This is a genomic window from Modestobacter sp. SYSU DS0511 (genome assembly GCF_054050755.1).
In genome coordinates this window covers 1-6,331 of sequence record NZ_JBJGZY010000067.1, presented here as the reverse complement: position 1 = coordinate 6,331, position 6,331 = coordinate 1, and the positions used below count along the sequence as shown (strand labels likewise).

The 6,331-nt window shown below is 75.8% G+C and carries 5 protein-coding genes and 1 tRNA gene; 1 reads left to right on the top strand and 5 read right to left on the bottom strand.

Translation table 11 applies throughout. The features are described from left to right. Positions 1–94: 94 nt before the first annotated feature. The 5 genes from ACI783_RS19605 to ACI783_RS19585 all read right to left on the bottom strand — a co-directional run bounded on the left by ACI783_RS19605 (position 95) and on the right by ACI783_RS19585 (position 5,637). On the bottom strand, positions 95–1,909 hold the full coding sequence (locus tag ACI783_RS19605; protein WP_457142005.1) for a S9 family peptidase: 1,815 nt from the start codon (positions 1,907–1,909) through the stop codon (positions 95–97). 4 nt (positions 1,910–1,913) lie between these two features. Further along, the gene (locus ACI783_RS19600) at positions 1,914–3,005 is read right to left on the bottom strand and encodes a hemolysin family protein (RefSeq protein WP_457142004.1); all 1,092 of its coding nucleotides are present in this window, start codon (positions 3,003–3,005) and stop codon (positions 1,914–1,916) included. Next, positions 3,002–4,390, bottom strand: a complete 1,389-nt coding sequence (locus tag ACI783_RS19595; protein ID WP_457142003.1) for a hemolysin family protein — start codon at positions 4,388–4,390, stop codon at positions 3,002–3,004. The genes ACI783_RS19600 and ACI783_RS19595 overlap by 4 nt, the downstream gene beginning before the upstream one ends. 102 nt (positions 4,391–4,492) lie before the next feature. Beyond that, positions 4,493–4,569: transfer RNA gene (locus ACI783_RS19590), tRNA-Pro, on the bottom strand. Positions 4,570–4,731: 162 nt separating this feature from the next. After that, positions 4,732–5,637, bottom strand: a complete 906-nt coding sequence (locus ACI783_RS19585; RefSeq protein ID WP_457142002.1) for a metallophosphoesterase — start codon at positions 5,635–5,637, stop codon at positions 4,732–4,734. A gap of 66 nt (positions 5,638–5,703) precedes the next feature. Here ACI783_RS19585 and ACI783_RS19580 point away from each other — a divergent pair, with 66 nt between their 5' ends. After that, entirely contained in the window at positions 5,704–6,156 is a 453-nt protein-coding gene (locus ACI783_RS19580) for a GatB/YqeY domain-containing protein (RefSeq protein WP_457142001.1), read from the top strand. Positions 6,157–6,331: the final 175 nt, after the last annotated feature.

The window sequence follows — 6,331 nt, the reverse complement described above, 5'->3', positions numbered from 1 at the left end:
CCCCCCCACCCCAGCCCCCCCCCCCCCCCCCCCCCCCCCCCCCCCCCCCCCCCCCCCCCCCCCCCCCCCCCCCCCCCCCCCCCCCGGGCGGCCCTCAGGGCCGCACGTGCCGCAGGGCGAAGGCGAGGGCGACCTCGACCTGGCGGATGGTCTCCTCGATGACCAGGGAGCCGTGGCCGGCGTCGAAGCGGTACACCTCGTGCTCCTTGCCCTTCTCCACCAGTGCGTCGACGTAGTTGTCGATCTGCCGGATGGGGCAGCGCGGGTCGTTCGCCCCGGCGACGACCAGCACCGGCGCGGTGACGTCGTCGACGTAGGTGATCGGCGAGGACCGCACGTACACGTCGCGGACCTCCTCCGGTGACCCGCCGAACAGCGCGCGGTCGTAGGCGCGCAGCCCCTCCATCTCGTCCTCGTAGGCGGCCAGGTAGTCCGCGACCGGCACCTCGGCGATCCCGGCGGCCCACCGGCCCGGCTGGGTGCCGAGCCCCAGCAGGGTGAGGAACCCGCCCCACGAACCGCCGGTCAGGAGGGCGCGGGCCGGGTCCACGACGCCCTCGGCGACCAGGGCGTCGAAGACGGCGGCGACGTCCTCCAGCTCGGTCAGGCCGGGCCGGCCGGTCAGGGCGTCGCGCCACTGGCTGCCGTAGCCGGTCGAGCCGCGGTAGTTCACGTGCACCACCGCGTAGCCGGCGTCGACGTAGGCCGCCCGGCGGGCGCGGTAGGAGTCGTCGTCCTGCGACTCGGGGCCGCCGTGCACCAGGAACGCCGTGGCGTACGGGCCCTCCCCGGCCGGCCGGACCAGCAGCGCGTGCACGTCGCCCCCCGGGCCGGGCACCCAGCGGTCCTCGACCGGGTAGGCGGCCGGCGGCGCCTCGCCGGGGGCGGCCAGCACGACCGGGCCGTCGGCCCGGCGGATCACCGGCGGCTGCTCGGACGACGACCAGGCCAGCTCCACCGTGCCGTCGGGCCGCACCGTGGCCCCCCGGACGACGCCCTGCGGGGTGTCCAGCTGCTCCAGCGCCCCGGAGGCGAGGTCGTAGCGGTACAGCTCGCTGCGTGCGGCGTGGTCGTGGCCGACCAGCAGCGCCGAGCCGTCGGGGTACCAGCCGGCGGTGACGTCACCGGGCAGGTCCAGCACCAGCTCGGTCTCCTCGCCGGTGGCGACGTCCCAGATCAGCAGCTCCTCGCGGCCCCGGCGCTCGTGCCCGACCAGCAGCCGCTGGTCGCCCGCGACGGGGGAGAAGCTCAGCGCGTGCAACCCCCGGCCCTCGCCGTCCCACGTGTCGGCGACGACCGACAGGTCGCCGGTGCGCAGCACCCGCAGCGCCGGGTACCGGGGGTCACCGTGCTCGGAGTGGGAGTACACGAGCAGCGCGTCGTCGCGGGACAGCGCGTCGACCGACGCCGGGTCCGGCGAGGTGTAGAAGACCGCTGGGGCACCGCCGGACGGCACGATCCACAGCTCGCTGCCCTCGTCGGTGGAGCGGCCGATCGCGACCACGGTGCGGCCGATCTCCAGGCCCGCCGGGTAGGCCGGCCCGACCTCGGGGACGGCGACCTCGTCGGCGCCGCCGGCGAAGGGCTGCACGCGCCACACGCCGAACTCGTCGCCGTCGGTGTCGGCGAACCACCAGATCCGCTCGCCGTCCGGGCTGATCGTGGCCGCCAGCGTGCCGTTGGGCCGGTCGGTGACCTGCCGGTGGCCGTCGGTCTCCCGGTCCCAGGCGTACTGCTCGACGACCCCGCTGGCGTCGGAGGCGTACACGTTGCGGTGCGGCGCGTCCTCCGCCCAGTCCGGCAGGCTGATCCGCGGCGCACGGAAGCGGGCCTGCCAGCGGGCGGTGACCTCCGGCGGCAGGGCGGGGGCTGCGGAGGCGGGGCTGGCAGCGTTCTGCTCGTCGGTCACCGGGTCATCTTCCCCCGGCGCCGACCACGGCCTCCGCGGTGGGCGCCCGGCCGGCGGGGGGCGGCTCGACGCCGGCGTCGCGGACGTCGCCGATCAGCTGCTCGAGCACGTCCTCCAGCATCACCACGCCGAGCGTCCGGCCATCGGCGACGACCCGGCCGAGGTGCGCACCGCTGCGGCGCATCGCCTGCAGCACCTCGGGCAGCGGCTCGTCGGGGGAGAGTTCCACGAAGTCCTTGACCGCGCTGCCGGGCACCGGCTGGTCCCGGTGCGACGGGCCGGCGTCCAGCACGTCCTTGACGTGGACGTAGCCGGCGAGGGCTCCGTCGGGCCGGCACAACGGGTAGCGGGAGAAGCCGTGCTCGGCCACCACCTGCTCCAGCTGCCGGGGCGTGGTCTCCCGGGGCACGGTGATCAGGTCGTCCAGGGGCAGCAGCACCGACCGGGCGTCGTTCTGCTCGAAGGTCAGCGCCCCGGCGGCCAGCTCGCTGACCTCGGTGCCCAGCAGCCCCTCCCGCCGGGACTGGGTGATCATCGAGCGGATCTCCCCGGCGTCGAAGCTGGCCGACACCTCGTCCGTGGGGGTGACCCCGAACAGCCGCACGAAGCCGTTGGCGACGGTGTTGAAGAACCAGATGAGGGGCTTGAGCACCCGCACGAGCACGGCCAGCGGCGGGCCCAGGGCGATCGCCGCCCGGTCGGGCCCGGCGATGGTGATGTTCTTCGGCACCATCTCGCCCAGCACCATGTGCAGCACGGTGACCAGCGAGAGGGCGATCACCAGCGCGATCGGGTGCAGCAGCGCCTCCGGTACGCCGGCGGCCTCCAGCGGCGCCTCGATCAGGTGCGCGACGGCGGGCTCGCCGATCGCCCCCAGGCCCAGCGAGCACAGCGTGATGCCCAGCTGGGCGCCGGCCATCATCTGGCTGACGTTGTGCATGGCGGCCAGCGTCTTCCGGGCGCGCACCGACCCGGCCTCCGCGCGCGGCTCGATCTGGTCGGCGCGGGCGGAGACGAGGGCGAACTCGGCCGCGACGAAGAAGGCGTTGCCCAGCAGGAGCGCGACCAGGACCAGCAGGGCCAACCCGTCGCTCATGCCCGGGCCACCTCTCGCTCGGACCGGACGGCGGTGGCGCCGGCCGGTCGTACGGCGCCACCCCGGGGCGGGTCGCCGTCGGGGCCCGCGCCGTCGGTCGGGACGGGCACGGCGCGCAGCCGGGCGATGCGCCGTCCGTCCACCTCGTCGACGGTGAGCCGCCAGCCCTCGATGTCCACCGACTCGCCCTCCTCCGGGAGGCGGGCCAGCTGTTCCACGACGAACCCCGCGACGGTCTCGTAGCGCCCCTCGGGCACCGCGATGCCGGTGCGCTCGCGCAGCTCGTCGGGGCGCAGCAGGCCGGAGACCAGCCAGTCGTCCGCGACGCGGCGCAGCTGGCGCAGCGGCCGGTCGGTCTCGTCGGCGATCTCCCCGACCAGTTCCTCGACGATGTCCTCCAGCGTCACGATGCCGTGCGTGGCGCCCCACTCGTCGACCACCAGGGCCAGCTGCAGCCCCTGCTCGCGCAGCAGGTCCAGCAGCGGGTCCAGCCGCAGCGACGACGGGACGGCGAGCACCGGCTCGGCCAGCTCCCCGGCGGTGCGCTCGAGCCGGTCCTCGTCGGGGACGGCGACCGCGTGCTTGACGTGCACGACGCCGGTCACCTCGTCGAGGTCGGCGCCGTAGACCGGGAAGCGGGAGTTGCCCGAGCGGATGGCGGCGTCGATGACGTCGGCCGCGGTCGCCGACGAGCTCAGCGTCCACAGCCGCGTGCGCGGGGTCATCACGTCGGTGGCGAACTTCTCCCGCAGCCCCAGCGAACGGGCCAGCAGCCGGGCGGCGACGGGGGAGAGGTCGCCCTCCTCGGCCGAGCGCCGGGCGACGGCGGCCAGGCCCTCGGCGTCGCGGGTGTCGTCGAGCTCCTCCCGGGGCTCGAACCCCAGCCGGCGGACGATCGCGTTGGCCAGCCCCTGGAGCGTGCGCACGACCGGGCCGGCCACCGTGGTGAACAGCCGCATCCCGGGGGCGACGACCGAGGCGGTCGGCAGCGGCCGGGCGATGGCCAGGTTCTTGGGGCCCAGCTCGCCGATGATCATCTGCAGGAACGTGGCCAGGAAGATGGCCAGGGCGATCGCGATCGGCGTCGTGGTGCTCTCCGGCAGCCCGAGGGCCGCCAGCACCGGCTCCAGCAGGCCGCCCAGGGCCGGCTCGGCGAGGAAGCCGACCACCAGCGTGGTCAGCGTGATGCCGAGCTGGGCCGCGGACAGCTGGGTGGACAGCCCCCGCAGCGCCGTGACGACGCCGGCGGCACCGGTCACGCCGGCGTCCGCGGCCTCCTCGGCCTTGCCCCGGTCGACGGTGGTGAGGGAGAACTCGGCCGCGACGAAGAACCCGGTGAGCGCGGTCAGCAGCACGGCTGCCAGCAGGAGCAGCCATTCGGTCACCGACGGGCGGTGCCCGCGGGGAGCCGGCCGGAAACCGTGCCGTGCCGTGAGCTTCCCCCGGAACGCACTCAGGGACCGCCGGATGGGCGGTCCCTGAGTGACTGGTCGGGGTGACAGGATTTGAACCTGCGGCCTCGTCGTCCCGAACGACGCGCGCTACCAAGCTGCGCCACACCCCGAGGTGCGTCGACAACTGTAGCCGATGCCTGATCGAGCTCAGCGGCCGCCTTCGGCCCCGCTGCAGGGTCCCACCGCGAGCCTGCGAGTGGTGGGGGGCCAGGCCCCGTCCAGGGCACCGCCCTGAGCGTGCGAAGGGTGGGTGGGACGGGGTCCTTCGCCCTTCAACGGGCGGTGAGGGTGAGCAGCGTGGCCTCGGGCGGGCAGGCGAAGCGGACCGGGGCGTACGGGCTGGTGCCCAGCCCGGCGGACACGTGCAGCCAGGTGCCGGTGGGGTGTTCCGGGGTGGGCTCGGCCCAGCGGTGCAGCCAGCGCACGTGCGCGCGGTCGATGCCGCAGTTGGTGACCAGCGCGCCGTAGAAGGGCACCCGGAGCTGGCCACCGTGGGTGTGCCCGCACAGCAGCAGGTCGTAGCCGTCGGCGGTGAACCGGTCGAGCACCCGGGGCTCGGGGGAGTGCACCAGCCCGATCCGGACGTCGGCGGTCGCGTCGGCCGGGCCGGCGACCTCGTCGTACCGGTCCAGCTCCAGGTGCGGGTCGTCGACGCCGGCGAAGGCGATCCGGGTGCCGGCGACGGTGAGCGCCCCGGTGCCGTTGGTGAGGTCCAGCCACCCGCGGGCGGTCATCACGTCGCGCAGCTCGCGCCAGGGCAGCTCGTCGCCGTGCACCCGCTTGTGATCGGTCTTGAAGTACTTTAGCGGGTTCTTCGGCCGCGGGGCGTAGTAGTCGTTGCTGGCGAGCACGAAGGCGCCGGGGAGGTCCATGAGCGGGTCGAGGGCACGCAGGGTCGGCGGGACGGCGTCCGTCCCGGCCAGGTTGTCGCCGGTGGTGATCACCAGGTCCGGCTCCAGCGCCGCCAGCCCGGCGACCCACTGCTGCTTGCTCCGCTGCCCCGCGGTCATGTGCAGGTCGGACAGCTGCAGCACGCGCAGCGGGGCGGAACCGGGCGGCAGCACCGGTACGTCGAAGCGGCGCAGCGTCCAGCGGGTGCGCTCGACCAGGCCCGCGTAGGCGACGGTGGCCGCGCCGGTGGCGAGCACGGCGGTGGGGACGGCGGTGATCGCGCGCATCCCCCGAGCCTAGGGGCCGGGGAACTGCGTCGCCGCCGTGGTGGGCCGGGTGGCAGGCTCGGCACCGTGGCTGAGCTGAAGGAACGACTGCGCACCGACCTGACCACCGCGATGAAGGCCCGCGACGAGCTGCGCACCGCGACGCTGCGGATGGTGCTGGCCGCGGTCTCCGCCGAGGAGGTGTCCGGCAAGGAGGCCCGCGAGCTGTCCGACGACGAGGTGCAGGCGGTGCTGCGCCGGGAGGCGAAGAAGCGCCGGGAGGCTGCCGAGGCGTTCGCCGGGGCCGGGCGCGCCGAGCAGGCCGAGCGCGAGCGGGCCGAGGAGGGCATCGTCGCCGCCTACCTGCCCGCCCAGCTCGCCGACGCCGACCTGACCGCGCTGGTGGCCGACGTGATCACCCGGACCGGGGCGGCGGGGATGAAGGACATGGGCCGGGTGATGGGCGCGGTGCAGGGCGCGGTCGCCGGGCGGGCGGAGGGTGGCCGGGTGGCGGCCGAGGTCCGCCGACAGCTGGGCTGAGCCCGCCGGGACGCACCGGCGGCCGAGCACCAGGGCCCACCGACGAGGGCCCACCGACGACGGCGGGGGGGGGGGGCGGGGGGGGCGGGGCGGGGGGGGGGGGGGGGGGGGGGGGGGGGGGGGGGCGGGGGGGGGGGGGGGGGGGCGGGGGGGGGGGGGGGGCGTGGGGGTGGGG

What these genes read in the sequence shown, in the direction of transcription:
- ACI783_RS19600 (WP_457142004.1), bottom strand. Translation starts at nt 3,005, where the DNA reads ATGAGCGACGGGTTGGCCCTGCTGGTCCTGGTCGCGCTCCTGCTGGGC.
- ACI783_RS19585 (WP_457142002.1), bottom strand. Translation starts at nt 5,637, where the DNA reads ATGCGCGCGATCACCGCCGTCCCCACCGCCGTGCTCGCCACCGGCGCG.